Raw genomic sequence first — 14,358 nt, forward strand, 5'->3', positions numbered from 1 at the left:
TTTTACAGATTTACTTTTTTCTCTATTAAAAAAAATGACTTAAAAAGTCATTTTCATTCTCATTTTCTATTCCAAGTTTTATATTTTGTAACTTTTTTAGTTCATAAGTGTTTTGCAACTCTTGTATCAACTGTTCATGTTTCACTTTTTCATCTTGAAACACTATTTTTATTACTGTTTCTTTTATATTATATTTATTCAACATATACAATATCCTCATTACTTTTATTTAATAAAATTTTTATTTTGTACCATTTATCACATCAAAATATCCATCAACATGTGTAACTCCTGTTGTTATTCCATCCAATACATCTTGTACTGATGCTAAATCATCATTAGCCTTGTTTATTTCATTATTTATAGTTGTAATGTTTGTTGAATCATCTGCATCAGAACTTCCTTTTAGTTCATTATATCGTTCAGTTAAATTAGCTCTTTCTTCTTTTAATCTATTTACTTCTTCTATTAACTTTGCTTCTCCTTCTGCTAATAGCTTTGCATCATTATCTAATCCTAGTAATGTATTTATAAGACTATTAGTTGTGTCCTCTCCTGTATATGTCATTGCGACTGCTGAAACAGATAATGTAGCTATACCTAACGCAGCTAGTTTTTTAAGATTTTTCATAATAAAGTACCTCCTTACTCCTGTAACAACATTTTTCGTTTCAAATTTTCAGATGAAAATTTTATTTTCATATATTTTCTCATTAAAAAAGTCCCCTGGGGACATATTTTTTACATTTCTCTGTCAAGCTCTTTATTAAATTGCTTTGTACTATTATTACCTTTAAATTTTTCTAAAATATTTTTTCTTAAAGATGTTTCTTTTATAACTTTTTCATCTTTTTTTACAGCCATAAAAATGCGTTCTGTTAAATCTCTTGCTTCTCCATCTCCTATATTAAATTCTAATTCTGAGGAAAGTAATTGACTACATTTCTCATTTTTATATAATTTAATTTTCACCTTATGTGTGATTTCATCTATATTATATTTCTTTTCCATCATTTCAATAAGTTCATTTGTTACATTAAATTGCCATTTATCACCTCTTTCTATTTCCTTAGCTGTACTGCCAATAAATTTTACATATGTATCTTCTATCGTCAATTCTTTATTTTTACTATTATTGTTATCTTTTTCTAGTTCTTCATTATTGCTTTCTTTACCTTTAGTTAGTTCTCTTTCTCTCTCTAAAGTTAATTCAAGTATTTCTATATACTCTTTAACAGTATCAGACACCTCTTTTAGCAAGTCTTTTTTATGTCGTATATCAGTATCCTTAGTCCAGTTTTTTATATAATCTAAAGAGTATTCACTTGTATCTATTTTTAAATAACTACATGTTGTATATGCCACCATTTCAGCTTGAAATTCTCTTTCTTCTATTGTGTAGTTCTCATGTTTTTTGCCTCCATGAAGTTTTGCATGTGCAAGTTCATGTAATAAGGTTTTTACATTTTGAAGTTGAGAATTTCTATGATTTAATGCAATTTCTTTATTTCCATATGTAACACCTTTTGCTACTCCAAGTTCTTCATATGGCTCTACAATCTTAGCACCTATTTTTTCAGCGATATTCTCCATACCTTTATACATTAGACTATAGTTGCTTATATCTCCCTCTAGCCATCTGTTAGGAAAAATCTTTGGTAAATCACTAGTTTTAGCTGTAGTTTGACTTATATCAAATACATTTCCTTCCATGTAGTAACATAATTTTTTCTTTGTTTTTATTTCTCCTCTTTTAACTTTTTCTAGTTCTTCCTCTGATGCATACTTTATATTTTTTGTATCTCCATTTTCATACATTAAGTATTTACTAAAACAAGGTACAAGAATCTTTACACCCTTTTCTCCTCGTTTTACAGCAAACCCTTTTTCCTTCCAAAATTTAAATGAACCTACTGCCTCTGCACCTGTAAATTGTTTTTCAATTAATATCCTATTACCATTTGAATAGTCATAAAATTTTGCCATAAATTTAAGATAGTTTTCCATTTCTTCTTTTGTGTTAAGATGCAATTCTATTTTTTTATCAACTAATTTTAAATGTCCTTCTATTTTAGCTTTTAATGCTTCTATATCTTTCTCATTATATTTTTTCAATTTTATTCACCTCGTTATTTTTTAAAAATATTAATTGTCTTTTTCTAAATCTAGCGTTATTACAAAAATAATCTTTATTATTTTTTATCACCTTTGAAACACATATTAAACCACAAAAGGCTTTTTTTATTTCTTCACTTGCATCACAAAACACACTAAGAACCTCTAATGTATTACAAATCTCAAATACTTCATTTAATTTTTTTTCAAAATCCATTCTATTTAATTCATTTAAAGTACATATATCCTCTAGTATACTTAATCCTTTATTAAAATCTTTAATTACTAGTTTTTCATCTATTTCTATAAAATCACATCCTAAAAAAGTCCCCTGGGGACATCTTTTTGAAACCACTAAACTCTATTTATACAAAATCTAATATATTTATATGTTCTAAAATTATTTTTTAATAATCGATCAGGATTTATTATGAACTCTTCAAAACATTGTGCAAAATATTCATCAGAATTTTTTATATAATAGTTTATATCTTTATCTGAATTTAACTTTAAATAGTTTTTTTCATTTGCATATATATCTAAAAAACACTATCACTTGTATCATTATATAAGTCACTAATAAAATGACCCACCTCATGTATCAAAGATTGTTCAGACCAATTTTCTTTATCACTTAAATAAATAGTTTTATCAAAATAAACTCCTGCTAATGCATATTCACTAATAAATCTATCTTGTAGAGAATCATGTGTTAAAACAATTTTTCCTCCATTCTCTGCAAATTCATTTATAACATTATTTGGTATTAAACTCATATATTTATAAAGTTTTAGTACTTTCTCATTATTATCAGAATCAACCTCAATCATTGATTCATAATTATATTCTAATCCTTCAATCTGATTATAATGAGGTTTTAAATCATCTATCTCATTATCCCTATACGCTTCTATTTTAACTGTACATATAAATAGAAAAAATAGACTCAGCATTACAAGTTTAACTTTAAATATATGTTTTTTTAAAAGCATAGACATACTCCTTTTACAATTAAAAAGATGTCCCCTGGAGACATCTTCTTCTAATTTATATCTTCTTGAATTATTATTTTTTTATATTTATCATATTCCACAAAACAACCAATTTCTATTTCACTTTCTTCAACAAACCCTTTTTCCATAATTATTTCTGTAATATCATTACTTTCTATATCTTCTATAGTTAAAGTATCTGCAAATATATTAGTAACTATTCCTTTATTATTATTTGACATTAAAAAATCCATTCAAATCACTCCTCTTATATTATTTATAATTTACATATTATACTCTTTTTCTTCTTGCAATCTATCATAGTAACTTTGATTTTTCAAACTATTAAATTCATCATTTAAAGATTTTTCTAACTTCTTTAAATTAGATGCAAATATTTTTAAATTAATCTTTTTATTCCTCTTTTCTCTTAACTTCTTATCTTTAATTTTTAATAATTCTTTTTCTCTTAATTCCTCCATTCTTATATGTTCCTTGATTTCATTCAATATCCGATTTCCACACCTTGTATATAAATCTTGTATCTTATTATCTTTATAATGTTTATATTTTTCATTTTTACCTTTTCCATAAACTTCTTTCAATATATGTTCTTGTTTATCCAATTCTTTCATTAATAAACTCCAATCATTAGATTTTTTTTCATCTATATAAAGTGAAGTTATCTTATCTAAATAGACTCTAGCATCTGACATTGTATTATAATTATAATACCATTGTCGCCTATCAACTGGTAAATTTTCTACTACTTTCTTGTATAAATTCTTTAATTTATTTTTATTATAATTAATTGAATTTATATCACTTACAATATTTTCTCTTATTATATCATTTATTTTTTTATAACTTTCTTTTTCATTACATAAATTATTTACAAATTTACTTTTCATATTTTCAAGTGTTTTTAATGTTCTTTTACCACGTTGTTTTAATGGATTAAGTTCACATGTAGCGATATGTATATGTATATTATCTGTATTATAATGTATAGCAGCACTCCATATTGCACTACCATCAAGCCCATCTTCTTCAAACCAATATTTCATAGAAGCCCTTACAGCATTTTTTATTTTTTCTTCATCAATATCTTTTGTTCTCCTATCATAAAAACCTACTTTTTCTAGCCATGCATTATTAAAACTAAATACATCTTGCCACATTATGCTTTTTTTTGATTGTGCCATTGAAAATAAATCTTTTACTTTTTCTTTATCTTTCTCTCTCAAAAAATTTCTATCTTGTGTAAAAAGAGCACTTGTTTTTTCAGGATTGCCCATGTAATCATTATAGGCTGAATATCTACTATAAGCATTATTTCTTATTGCTTCATCCCTATCAACATAATCAATATAATTTTTAAATTCTTCTGAAGTAGATATAACAAATCTTGACTTATGTATAACACCTGGAGTAGACATTAATATAATTTTCCTTCCTTTTTATATTTATTTAATATCTGTCTGTCTTTAACTATTTTTTTTGATGAGTCTAAAGCTTTAGAAGAAATTACATCAGTTGAAACTACATCAACATACTTTTCTTTAAGATAAATCCCATTTATTAATTCTATTAATATTTGAACATTTTCATCTATAATACTTGTTGTCTTTTTAGTACTAGATAAGTATGTCTTTATTCTATCAAATAGTTTATCCGCTATAATATCAAATATCTCATTTTCATTCATATTATTCATATATTCTCTTATTATATCTGATATAATCTTACTCCTATTGCAGTTTTTTTCTTTCTTTAAAGTTTCTATAAATTCAAAACTTTTATCATCCAAACTTACATGTATTTTATGCATATTCATCTCCTAATTTTCATCTAAAGAGATCATATTTTCTATCATAAATAAATTCATCACTTCTCTATTTTTTTGAATCTCTTCTGAATTTTGTTCAATTATTACTAAAGCCTTTTCTAAAATTAATTTATATTTATCCTCAATTTTAAATATCTCTTCTGATTCTACTAAATTCTCTAAATGTTTTCTTAAAAAAGTTTCCCTTTTCATTCCATTTTTTTTTGCCATTATGTCTATTTTTTCTATAACAAAATCTGGTAAATTTCTAATTTTTATTTCTCCCAATATCTTTCACCTTCTTTTGTTTTGTAATATTATATTTCTTTGCAAAGAATTTTAAAAAGATTTCTAAACCTGTATTTATCATAATTACATCTCTACACTTTTATACACATCTTTATTTCTTAAAATCTATTATTGGTAGTTTTTTTTACTCGTTTCTCCTAAAAAAAAAGAGCATAAGGAGTTTTTGTCCCCATATTACATAAATTTCATTTATTCCATAACATGGGGAGCTAGGCAAAGCCTAGCAAAACTCTTTAGTTAAAGTCAAAATGCTATGTATTCTATAGGTTATTTTCTTTGGGGTCAGAAAATCACTCAAAAATACACATTTAGACCACTCTTAGACCACCAAAAATACATGTTTTTTTGTATAAATTTAATGATTTTTTCTTGCATAATCTTTTACTTTTAATCTTAATTTACTAATTTTTTCTCTATATTCTTTAATCTGATTATTATATAATTCTACATTTTCTTTAGAACCTTTTTTTGTGCTTTCTAAAGAGCTTATTTCATATTTAGCATCCTCTTTTTCTTTATCTGTTCTATATCTTTCATCACTTCTTATTTTATTAATTTCATATATCAACTTGTCTTGTTTTTCTTTTTCAGCATCTATTAATTTATTTTGCTTACCTATTTCGCCTTCTATAAATTCAATTTTCTTATTTGTTAATTGAATTAAATACTCATATTTATTCTTTTCTTTCATTTTGTAATCTTTTTCTATCTCTCTTGAATCTGTATAAATTCTTACTTTATTATTACCTTTAGATGTAGTCTGTTTATCTAAATTATTAATATTATTTATATAGTCTGTTTCTTTTTTTACTGAATCAATAGCATCCAAATAGTCTTTTGTTTCATCAACAATAGATAAAGATAATACCTCCCAATTTTTAGGTACTTTTGCTATAATAACATAATTATCTTCATCTAATCTCTTACTTTCTAGTGGAATTGAAATAGTAGGATTCTTCTTTTCTCTTAGTTCAAATTTCAAATTACTTTCCTTTAATTTATCTTGTTGTTCTCCAGATATTATAAATTCTACTTTTCTATCTATAGGATTATATCTTCTATTCATTAAAGCTATATTTGTACTTCCTAGAGTTTGTTCAACGTATAATGGTGTGCTTTTTATATCCTCTTTAGATGAAAAAATAGTTTTTGAATTAAAAAAAAATGAAAATCCTAGAATCATACATACTGGAATAACATAATATATAAAGGCTTTATTTTGACTTATTTTTTTATATACTATATTTAGTTTTTGAGGTAATGTATTCAAAAATTTTCTTACCTTTTCTTTTATTTTATCCATATAAAATGCTACCTTTCTTTTCTTTATCTTTTAATTTTTTTACTATCAAATTGTAAGCTAAAATTGACCCATTTTCCCTTTAAGTCCATATTTACTATCGCATCATAAGAACTAGACCCATTTTTTTTCTTAAATCCTTTAACTTTAACCTTTCCATCTTTTAGTAGATTCTTAACCATTGTCTTTGTTGGTTTTTTCCCTCTAGCTTGAAAAAATTTATCTTCTTTAGATATATAAAAAGTACACTTATTTACATCTTTATAGCCCTCACAATAAAAACTTTTAGGACCTTCAAATACATTTTTTCTACACTTAGGACATACACCTATAACCTCTTTTTCTTTCACATTAGAGTCTATTTTTTTTACTTCAATATCCTTGCTATTGTTTATTGTATTAACTAAATCATTTGAATATAGTTCAATAGCCTTATCAAATTCTATTTCTTTTCTGTATACTTGTTTTAATATTTTTGATAATTCAACAGTTTTATTTTTATCCATATTAATGTTTAATTCACCAAGAGATTCGATTAATATTTTCCCTAATTCTTTTATGAAAAACGTCCCTTTCTTTTCTTCGATATATTGTAACTTTTTAGCTTTATTTATTATTTCTGCTCTAGTAGCAACAGTCCCTATCTCAACTCCTTTTAACATTAAATTATATTCTTCATCTTCTGTCATTTCATCATTTTTAAATGGATTTTTTAGATAATTATTTAAATCTTCAAGAGATAAATGTTTAAGTGGTTGAGTTTTTTTCTTTACAGTTTCTATGTTAAAATCTAATTTTTCTCCTTGAGAAAATTTAGGAACTGCCTTCTCGCTCAAGTCATTTTCATATGCTAAATATCCTAGTTTTTTTATAACTATTCCTTTTAATTTTATTTCATGTTCACCAAATTCTAAAGTTGTAATAGTTTCTTCTAAAAGAGTTTGTTCTTTTAAAAAATTACACATAAATCTGTTTTTTATAATGTTGTATACACTAGTTTCAATACTATCTAATTCATCTTTTCTCGATAGTTTTTCAGTTGGTATTATAGCACTATGACTTTCAATCTTCGTATCATCAAATATACTCTTTTTATCTTTAATTTCTAATATTCTATTTTCAGAATCATGTATATTTATAAGTTTTTTTATCTTTTCTTTTTCTGATTCAGCAAGATATTCTGTATTTGTACGAGGGTAAGTAACATATCCTTTTTCATATAAATTTTGTATGATTTTTAAGGACTCATCAGCACTTAATTTTAAATCTTTTGATAATTTATTTTGAAGTTTATCAAGTGAAAACAATTTTTTAGGACTCTTTTTGACCTCTTTTATATCTATATTTTTAACTACTAAATTATACTCTTTTTGTTTCAGTACTTCTGAATCGCAATCACTTTTTGAATCAAATTTCAAGTCATTTACATTACACCTTATTTCTTCTCCATTCTTTAATATAGTTAATTCAGGCTGAAAATAATCTTTAGATACAAATTTTTCTATTTCTAAATCTCTTTTATAAATAACCTCTACAATTGGAATTATTACTCTTCCCACTGAGAAAGTTTTATTCTTTTTTAATGTTAAAAATCTTGTTAGATTTATACCATAAAGCCAATCTATATGGGTTCTTAATAGACCTTCTGAATACAGATTATCGTATTTATTAATATCTTTTAAATCATTCAATGCGTTTAATATATCATTTTCTGTTTGTGCTGGTAGCCATAATCGTTTTACTCTTTTATCTACTTTTATTTCATTTAAGATTAACCTTATGATTACTTCACCTTCTCTATCTGCATCACCACAACTTATTATTTCGTTTACATCTGATCTATTTACAAGTTCTTTTATTGTCTCAAATTGTTTCTTAACACCATCATCAGATTTTAATTTAAATTTGAATTTTTTTGGAACAAAAGGTATATCATCAATGTTCCAATAAGTTCTCTCTCTATTTAAATAATCATCTATATCAAATAATTCAAACAGATGTCCAAAAGCATATGTAACTATATACTCATTATTTTCGTAATAACCATTTTTCTTACTAAAACCTTCCTTTATTGCACCTACTATTGTACGAGCTAGGCTGGGTTTCTCTGCTATGATAACACTTTTCATATCTTTTCCTCCAATTAAAAAAAGTCCCCAGGGGACATATGCTTTACACTTTATTTAATATTTAAATTTCAAATGGTATTTCATCATCATCTGTAATTGGCTCTGGAGTATATTTCAACTCTGTATCATTACTCTTACTTAAAAATCTCACATAATTAGTACTCACTCTAAAATAGTTTTTGTATGCCTTTATATAACCTTCTATAGCCACTAATTGCCCCTTAAAAAGTTCACATGCATATTTTTCAACTAATTTACCATTAACTTCTATAGGGACATAAGAAACCATACTTTTACTATATTGGTTATCTATAGCTACATCAAAATAAAGCACATAATTTCCATTTTCTTTACATTTTATATTTGGTTCTTTTGTTAATCTACCAATTAAATTAACATGATTCATAAAATAATCTCCTCATCTTTTTTCCATATAAATTTTATGTGAATCTCTTTTGCAAACTTTTTTGTTATTTTATTCTTTAACTTGCACATTTATTTATTAGTCATATTACTTATATTTTTGTACTTTCTAATAGTTCTCTCTCTTCATCAATTTCATTCAATTTATGTATTATATTTATATTGATTTTCAAAGAATATTCATAATAAAAATCTTTTAAATTGGATTTTAATTCTTTTACTATTAGTGTTCTCATTATCTCTGTCTTTGCATTTTTCAGATATATTTTCCATAAAGTTAATGCCATACCTTTAATTTGTTCAAAATAAACATTAGATTTTTCTAAATTTATAACATTGTCAGAATCTAATATTTTTTCTATTTCTTTAAATATTTTATATTCATCACTATATTTATTTCTTTGTCTTACAAATCCATATAACGCACCTATAAGGATTGCTCCACTTTTCACATATACAATTTTTCTATCTAAAATATTTTCAGATACATTTAAATTGATAGCGAATTTTTTATATAAAAATCTTATTTCATCTACTTCTTCATTTAAACATTTAATATTATATTCTTCCATAATATGACTCCTTATTTATAATCACCTGGGGACACTTTTTTTGAATTAAATTTACTTGTTTAAATAAATCTTTTTGCAATTTTAAATCTGTTTGCATAATATTCTTTATCTAAACTTGTTATTTTCACTACATCACCTGTTTGTGGTGAATGTATAAATTGACGATTTCCAATATACATTCCAACATGAGTAATCTTATCTACACTAGAACCAAAAAATACTAAATCCCCTGCTTGTAAATTATTTTTATCTACTGGTTTTCCTGCATATGATTGCGATTGTGCTGTTCTAGGTATTTGAATACCTATTTGCTTATGGCAATATTGAGTTAACCCACTACAATCAAAACTATTTGGTCCTGTAGCTCCCCATACATATGGTTTTCCTTTTTGTTTAAATGCTACATCTAATAGTTGCTTTGCTTTTGGAGAATTTGGATTGCCACTTATATTAGGCAAATCACTTGCACTTTCTCTAAATTCCATTGCATATTTAAAAACTTTATTTGGGTAATTATTTTGTGCTTTATCCAGATTTACTTTTAAACCATATCCAGGTCCACCATTATAACATGCAAAGGAACGTCTTAGTATTTCTTTAAATGTTACATCATTTTCATTTGCATTCCAATTAATTAAGTCCATATTTTCAGCCATTTTCTGATTATCTCTATATGGTACACTATCAATTATATTTTTACTTTTCAAAACTATATTTGTATATCTCATGCATTCCCAAGAACCTGCTAAAACTTGTGCCCTTACATCATTGAGGTATTTTTGCCACATATTATCTGCACTAGAAAACGAATATCCTACACTTTTATATAAATCACCTAATCCATTTGAGATATAATAGCTCCAGTCTGTTTTTTGAATTTGCATTATACCCCAAGCACCACCATAGGCATCATTTGGATTAAAATTACTTTCTTGTTTTGCAATTGCTGCTAAAGTCCAATTTGGAACATGAAATATTGTTGCTGCTTCATTAAAATAAGGCATATATTCTTCTGGTACACCTTCTAAAATACCTCCTGAATAATTTCCTCCTCCACTAGAATTATTTGCTATAAAAAAAACAGAAAGTATCAACATAAATATCATCATAAAAGCTATAGCTAGACTTATCACAGATAAAAATATTTTTTTCTTTATATAATTTAACATCTTTATTCCCTACACTTTCCTCATATAAAAAAAGAAATTAAAAAACTACTATCTTTTAATTTCTTTTAAAAGATAGTAGTTTTTAATAAAATTCTGCTGGACTTTCAAATACTTTCCAGTTATTATTTTCTTTTAATAATCCAACATGATATACTGTCATTAAATTACCTTCTTGTATTTTCTTATCTTTATCTAACCAATCATACCACACTTTGACAGTCCAATAGACTTTTCCATCTTTCTCTTTGTAATCTACTGCAACTAGTTCTTTTATTCTTCTATAAGTATATTTATCTTTTCTAATATCATTATATTCAAGTTCTTCTTCATCCTTCAATTCTTTATAGAAATTTTCATTAATTAAATCTTTAGCTGAATCTATCCTATTTTTTGGATTTTCTTCAACTGTATGCCATGCTATAACAAATTTTTTTGCTATATCTTCTGTTTCTTCTTTGACACTTTTTTTCTCATTATTATTAGATTCTTTATCTTCTATTTTATCTTTATTTTCTATTACAAGTTCTTTATGCTCAATACCTTCATCTTTTTTATTATTTATACAAAAGTAAGATATTGATATTATTAATATAGAAATAGCAATAACAATTCCAAATACTATCTTTTTATTTTTCATTCTAAGCACCTCCTGCAAATAAATCTAATTCATATTTACTAATGTCGATTTCAAAGAAAATATTTTCTTGACCAGAAATAGACAACAAACATTCTCTCTTAGATAAGTTTGCTATCTGTGCTAATTCACTTTCTGATAGTTGACCTTCAAATACCTTATTAAAAACTTCTTTATCACTATGATCTTGACGCATAATAAACTTATACTGTGTAAGGGCAAATAGTTTTTTAATTTCTTGAAATACTTCTCCTGTTACGTCTTCTGGAACAAAATCCTTTATATTCTGAGATGCAAATATTATACCTGCAAAATACTTTCTTGCTTCTCTTTCAAAATCAGTTAAAAATTTTACAGCCTTTATATTATTTGAATTTATAATTCTATGTGCTTCATCTATAAGTAAAAAGAATTTTTTTGCTTCTTCTATTGATGAAGCAAAAGTTTTTGTTTGGTCTTTATTATTTTTATCAAACTTATCTTTCTCTCTTCTTCCTTGAACTAATGCTTCATTCCAAAGAAGATTTAAAACACTAAAAATTTGTGCATTAAATATTCTTTCATCAAACTGTGTTAAGTTTCTAAGTTCAAAAGATACTACTTGTTCATTAGTAATATCTGCAATAGAGGAATGTCCATTAAATAATTTTCCATAATCTCTAACTATACTCTCTAAATTTAATATTATATTTTCAAGTTTTTCTTGCCTATTTAATGTAATATTTTTTTTAGGAATTTTATTGGCTACATCATCATACATCTGCTTTTCAACATAATGTAACAAATCTTCAACAATTGGATACTTTTCTGTTTCATACTCAGTTGATTTTTCCTTTTCGATTCCATGATAAACATAAAATTCACTAAGTAATTTTTCAAACTCTCTTTGTTCACTTGCTGAACATTCTGGCACTAAAAATTTATATATTGTACTAACTTTATCAAGATGAGTAGTGAAAGACATTTCATTATTTACTTTATAAGTATGCTTATCTGTTATTGTAGCAAAAACTTCTAGTGGGTTTATTATTCCATCAGTACCATCTAAAGATACTGTCTTTCCTCCTTCAGCCTTAACTAATGCCTCAAATTCTCCAGTAACATCAATAATTCTTGTTGTATTACCAACAATTGTATTATTGTGTGAAAGTTCTTTTAATAATGTTGATTTACCTTGTCCCATAAGACCTACAATCACAGAATTATAGAATATTCTTTTCCTTCCATCATTAGTAAAGGGATCAAAAATTATATCACCACCAGTAAAAGTCTGTCCAAGATAACAACCAGTTTTATCATTTAAACTAGTAAATCGAAAAGGATACCCACCTGCAAGAGCAAGAGCTTGAAGTGGTTTTCCTTTTCTTTTATACCTAAAACTTTGTTGTTTCTCATATTTACAAAATAAGGACATCCACTCTTCTGTTTGTTCACTTAAACAAATAGCTGTTTTAAATCCTATACCTTCTAATTCTTTTGATATTTCAGCAATTCTATTTTCAACACCTTCTATTGTTTTATCAGATATATAGTATCTTACATGTATTGACTTCATTACTTCCCCAAAATTCGTAATATCCTCTACTAAGCCATATAAAGTATCATAAGAACCTTTTGCTTGTATTTTGCTTACTATATCACGATCTTCATAAAATCTATGATTATACTCAGCCAAAGATTTATTCATTTGATTTAAGGTTTTTTCTTTTTTTTCTGTTTTTACATCTAGTGTAGTTATAACGTTTCTAAAACTAAAAAGTTTTTCTAACCAAAAGGTATCATTTTGTTTTGGGTAACCATAAACATGTAAACAGGTCTCAAAACCATCACCTTTTTCTATAATTCTTGTAGAAAATCTAATTCCTCCTTGTGGCTGAATTTCTCTCAAAAGATATGGGTTGTACTCTTTTTTATTAAATTTATTAATTTTTATTAGTTTATTCATACTAAATCTCCCTTTATATCTCTCTATATTTTTGTATTTTGATTGGATAATTTAAAAAGTATTTTTATTTTTTTATCTAAATCAATTTTACTAAATTTGAATTTCCCAGCCGATAATCTAAATATCAAATTAATTTTATCATCCATTTCATCTTCATTATTTGCATATATAAAAATATAAAATTCTTTATTTTCCCTATTAAATTCTATACGTTCAAGTTGATCTAATTTTATTTTTAAAAAATGTAAATGTGTAGGATTAGTGGTTCTTTCTATAACTCTTTTAAAATACTGTTGTTGAATAAATGTATTTACTGGAAAATTCATTGATATAATTTTTATATCATCTTGATATGTTCTTAAAAACGTTGCAAAGGTGGAAATATGTGCATTTATTTCTTCTTTATTTAATGTATATATATCACAAGATGATATTTGAAACATATCCATAACCCCATCTTTAGTTTCAAAGGCTTCATTTTCTGTTACATCTAAAAAAGGAAGTAATTCTGTTATATCTTTATCAATTTTTTTATTTATCTTTTTCAACTCTTTTTTTTCTTGCTTTTCCAACTTTTTTTCTTCTTTACTTAATTCACTTATATACTTTTTTCTAAGCATAATAACTCCTTTCAATATTAAATTCTCAAAATTACTTTATTCATCCCAATCTATAGAATGATACGTTTTTCTATCTCTAGTAATCAATAAATATATTGACATAAAGTTTCTCATTCCTGGATTTATCGGACTTTTTGCAACTAAAAATATTGCTACCACTAATGTATATATATAATATGCAAGTATTAAAGTTGGATAAACAATTGAACTTGTTATCCATGCAAAGAACAAGGCTAACAGAATAATTAATAAGTCAGTAACATATATTGATTTAAATATTTTAGTTTCTGAAGAAATTTCATTTGGAATATTATACATAAAA

General features: G+C 25.2%; 18 protein-coding genes. All 18 read right to left on the reverse strand.

Annotation, left to right across the window (positions count from 1 at the left end; all coding sequences use genetic code 11):
• Positions 1 to 25: 25 nt before the first annotated feature.
• Positions 26 to 205, reverse strand: coding sequence for a hypothetical protein (locus KGF42_RS08380; RefSeq protein WP_107594959.1), 180 nt, complete (start codon positions 203 to 205; stop codon positions 26 to 28).
• A 36-nt stretch (positions 206 to 241) separates the two neighbouring features.
• The gene (locus KGF42_RS08385) at positions 242 to 631 is read right to left on the reverse strand and encodes a hypothetical protein (protein WP_107594960.1); all 390 of its coding nucleotides are present in this window, start codon (positions 629 to 631) and stop codon (positions 242 to 244) included.
• A gap of 110 nt (positions 632 to 741) precedes the next feature.
• Positions 742 to 2,115, reverse strand: coding sequence for an ImmA/IrrE family metallo-endopeptidase (locus tag KGF42_RS08390; protein ID WP_227826115.1), 1,374 nt, complete (start codon positions 2,113 to 2,115; stop codon positions 742 to 744).
• Positions 2,102 to 2,470: a hypothetical protein gene (locus KGF42_RS08395; RefSeq protein ID WP_227826116.1), complete on the reverse strand. Its 369-nt coding sequence runs from the start codon at positions 2,468 to 2,470 to the stop codon at positions 2,102 to 2,104. Before KGF42_RS08395 ends, KGF42_RS08390 begins: the two co-directional genes overlap by 14 nt.
• A gap of 184 nt (positions 2,471 to 2,654) precedes the next feature.
• Positions 2,655 to 3,107: a hypothetical protein gene (locus KGF42_RS08400; RefSeq protein WP_227826117.1), complete on the reverse strand. Its 453-nt coding sequence runs from the start codon at positions 3,105 to 3,107 to the stop codon at positions 2,655 to 2,657.
• Positions 3,108 to 3,157: 50 nt separating this feature from the next.
• Complete coding sequence (locus KGF42_RS08405; protein WP_227826118.1) at positions 3,158 to 3,361, reverse strand: hypothetical protein; 204 nt, start codon at positions 3,359 to 3,361, stop codon at positions 3,158 to 3,160.
• Positions 3,362 to 3,391: 30 nt separating this feature from the next.
• Positions 3,392 to 4,546, reverse strand: coding sequence for a MobP2 family relaxase (gene mobP2 / locus KGF42_RS08410; protein ID WP_227826119.1), 1,155 nt, complete (start codon positions 4,544 to 4,546; stop codon positions 3,392 to 3,394).
• A complete protein-coding gene (locus KGF42_RS08415; protein ID WP_021424743.1) occupies positions 4,546 to 4,938 on the reverse strand; it encodes a CopG family transcriptional regulator in 393 nt (130 codons plus the stop codon). Before KGF42_RS08415 ends, mobP2 begins: the two co-directional genes overlap by 1 nt.
• A 9-nt stretch (positions 4,939 to 4,947) precedes the next feature.
• Positions 4,948 to 5,223, reverse strand: a complete 276-nt coding sequence (locus KGF42_RS08420; RefSeq protein WP_021424742.1) for a hypothetical protein — start codon at positions 5,221 to 5,223, stop codon at positions 4,948 to 4,950.
• Between the two features lie 376 nt (positions 5,224 to 5,599).
• The gene (locus KGF42_RS08425; RefSeq protein ID WP_107594967.1) at positions 5,600 to 6,547 is read right to left on the reverse strand and encodes a hypothetical protein; all 948 of its coding nucleotides are present in this window, start codon (positions 6,545 to 6,547) and stop codon (positions 5,600 to 5,602) included.
• Between the two features lie 23 nt (positions 6,548 to 6,570).
• Positions 6,571 to 8,673 (reverse strand): DNA topoisomerase, encoded by a 2,103-nt coding sequence (locus tag KGF42_RS08430; protein WP_227826120.1) that lies wholly within the window; start codon positions 8,671 to 8,673, stop codon positions 6,571 to 6,573.
• A 61-nt stretch (positions 8,674 to 8,734) separates the two neighbouring features.
• The gene (locus tag KGF42_RS08435; protein WP_227826121.1) at positions 8,735 to 9,079 is read right to left on the reverse strand and encodes a single-stranded DNA-binding protein; all 345 of its coding nucleotides are present in this window, start codon (positions 9,077 to 9,079) and stop codon (positions 8,735 to 8,737) included.
• A gap of 109 nt (positions 9,080 to 9,188) precedes the next feature.
• Positions 9,189 to 9,668, reverse strand: coding sequence for a hypothetical protein (locus tag KGF42_RS08440; protein WP_021424736.1), 480 nt, complete (start codon positions 9,666 to 9,668; stop codon positions 9,189 to 9,191).
• Between the two features lie 59 nt (positions 9,669 to 9,727).
• Positions 9,728 to 10,837 (reverse strand): NlpC/P60 family protein, encoded by a 1,110-nt coding sequence (locus KGF42_RS08445; RefSeq protein ID WP_066024779.1) that lies wholly within the window; start codon positions 10,835 to 10,837, stop codon positions 9,728 to 9,730.
• 82 nt (positions 10,838 to 10,919) lie between these two features.
• Positions 10,920 to 11,474, reverse strand: a complete 555-nt coding sequence (locus KGF42_RS08450; protein ID WP_066024778.1) for a hypothetical protein — start codon at positions 11,472 to 11,474, stop codon at positions 10,920 to 10,922.
• Between the two features lies 1 nt (position 11,475).
• The gene (locus KGF42_RS08455) at positions 11,476 to 13,416 is read right to left on the reverse strand and encodes a VirB4 family type IV secretion system protein (RefSeq protein ID WP_021424733.1); all 1,941 of its coding nucleotides are present in this window, start codon (positions 13,414 to 13,416) and stop codon (positions 11,476 to 11,478) included.
• Positions 13,417 to 13,439: 23 nt separating this feature from the next.
• Complete coding sequence (locus KGF42_RS08460; RefSeq protein ID WP_066024777.1) at positions 13,440 to 14,036, reverse strand: hypothetical protein; 597 nt, start codon at positions 14,034 to 14,036, stop codon at positions 13,440 to 13,442.
• A gap of 36 nt (positions 14,037 to 14,072) precedes the next feature.
• Entirely contained in the window at positions 14,073 to 14,354 is a 282-nt protein-coding gene (locus KGF42_RS08465; protein WP_021424731.1) for a DUF5592 family protein, read from the reverse strand.
• Positions 14,355 to 14,358 lie beyond the last annotated feature (4 nt).

The sequence above is a fragment of the Clostridioides sp. ZZV15-6383 genome, assembly GCF_020657735.1.
GTDB lineage: Bacteria > Bacillota > Clostridia > Peptostreptococcales > Peptostreptococcaceae > Clostridioides > Clostridioides difficile_D.

What these genes read in the sequence shown, in the direction of transcription:
- KGF42_RS08380 (WP_107594959.1), bottom strand. Translation starts at nt 205, where the DNA reads ATGTTGAATAAATATAATATAAAAGAAACAGTAATAAAAATAGTGTTT.
- KGF42_RS08385 (WP_107594960.1), bottom strand. Translation starts at nt 631, where the DNA reads ATGAAAAATCTTAAAAAACTAGCTGCGTTAGGTATAGCTACATTATCT.
- KGF42_RS08400 (WP_227826117.1), bottom strand. Translation starts at nt 3,107, where the DNA reads ATGCTTTTAAAAAAACATATATTTAAAGTTAAACTTGTAATGCTGAGT.
- KGF42_RS08405 (WP_227826118.1), bottom strand. Translation starts at nt 3,361, where the DNA reads ATGGATTTTTTAATGTCAAATAATAATAAAGGAATAGTTACTAATATA.
- mobP2 (WP_227826119.1), bottom strand. Translation starts at nt 4,546, where the DNA reads ATGTCTACTCCAGGTGTTATACATAAGTCAAGATTTGTTATATCTACT.
- KGF42_RS08415 (WP_021424743.1), bottom strand. Translation starts at nt 4,938, where the DNA reads ATGCATAAAATACATGTAAGTTTGGATGATAAAAGTTTTGAATTTATA.
- KGF42_RS08425 (WP_107594967.1), bottom strand. Translation starts at nt 6,547, where the DNA reads ATGGATAAAATAAAAGAAAAGGTAAGAAAATTTTTGAATACATTACCT.
- KGF42_RS08430 (WP_227826120.1), bottom strand. Translation starts at nt 8,673, where the DNA reads ATGAAAAGTGTTATCATAGCAGAGAAACCCAGCCTAGCTCGTACAATA.
- KGF42_RS08435 (WP_227826121.1), bottom strand. Translation starts at nt 9,079, where the DNA reads ATGAATCATGTTAATTTAATTGGTAGATTAACAAAAGAACCAAATATA.
- KGF42_RS08440 (WP_021424736.1), bottom strand. Translation starts at nt 9,668, where the DNA reads ATGGAAGAATATAATATTAAATGTTTAAATGAAGAAGTAGATGAAATA.
- KGF42_RS08445 (WP_066024779.1), bottom strand. Translation starts at nt 10,837, where the DNA reads ATGTTAAATTATATAAAGAAAAAAATATTTTTATCTGTGATAAGTCTA.
- KGF42_RS08450 (WP_066024778.1), bottom strand. Translation starts at nt 11,474, where the DNA reads ATGAAAAATAAAAAGATAGTATTTGGAATTGTTATTGCTATTTCTATA.
- KGF42_RS08455 (WP_021424733.1), bottom strand. Translation starts at nt 13,416, where the DNA reads ATGAATAAACTAATAAAAATTAATAAATTTAATAAAAAAGAGTACAAC.
- KGF42_RS08460 (WP_066024777.1), bottom strand. Translation starts at nt 14,036, where the DNA reads ATGCTTAGAAAAAAGTATATAAGTGAATTAAGTAAAGAAGAAAAAAAG.
- KGF42_RS08465 (WP_021424731.1), bottom strand. Translation starts at nt 14,354, where the DNA reads ATGTATAATATTCCAAATGAAATTTCTTCAGAAACTAAAATATTTAAA.